This is a genomic window from Allosalinactinospora lopnorensis, from assembly GCF_000981225.1.
Taxonomy (GTDB): domain Bacteria; phylum Actinomycetota; class Actinomycetes; order Streptosporangiales; family Streptosporangiaceae; genus Allosalinactinospora; species Allosalinactinospora lopnorensis.
This window is the reverse complement of record NZ_LAJC01000193.1, coordinates 1-742: the sequence shown is the minus strand read 5'-3', so window position 1 is coordinate 742 and position 742 is coordinate 1. Positions and strand designations below refer to the sequence as shown.

Annotated in this window: 1 pseudogene; it reads right to left on the bottom strand. The window is 66.2% G+C overall.

What is annotated here, in order from left to right:
- Position 1: 1 nt before the first annotated feature.
- Positions 2 to 742, bottom strand: a pseudogene (locus VS93_RS28775) (IS5 family transposase); the annotation flags it as partial.

Here is a 742-nt window from a genome sequence, read left to right as displayed (position 1 = left end):
CCTAGCGCAATGACTTCAGGCGTCTCCAGCAGATGAGGCGCAGCGAGATGGAGGAAGGCGGTGTGGATGTCGTCACGGATCTCCCAGCGGATGCGTAGCCGGCGGAAGTGATGCAGGAGCGCAAAGGACCGCTCTACCACCCAGCGTTGGGTGCCCAGCCCGGAACCGTGCTCGGTGCCGCGGCGAGCGATGAGCGGGCGGATGCCCAGTTCGCGCACCAAAGCACGGTATGTGTCGTGGTCATAGCCGCGATCGGCCAATACCACCCGGGGGCGGCGGCGCGGTCGGCCCCGCTTGCCTCGCACTGGGGGAATCGCCTTTAGCAGGGGCAGAAGCTGGGTGCCGTCATTGCGGTTACCCCCGGTCAGGGTGATGGCCAGCGGGGTTCCGTGCCCATCAGTGACCAGGTGGTGCTTGCTGCCGGTTCTGCCCCGATCTACAGGACTTCGTCCCGTCGCGGGTCCCCTTTTAACGCCCGGATGTGGGAGGAATCCACCACCGCCCGGGAGAAGTCCAAGGCGTCGGCCCCGCGCAGCTCGGCCAGCAGCACCTCGTGCAGGCGCTGCCACACTCCGGCGGCGTTCCACTCGGCCAAACGTCGCCAACAGGTCATGCCTGAACCAAACCCCAACTCCTGGGGCAGGTGCTCCCATTGGATACCGGTGTGCAGCACAAACAGGATGCCCTGCAGCACTGTGCGATCATCGAGGCGTTTGCGGCCGGGATGACGAAACCGCCGCTC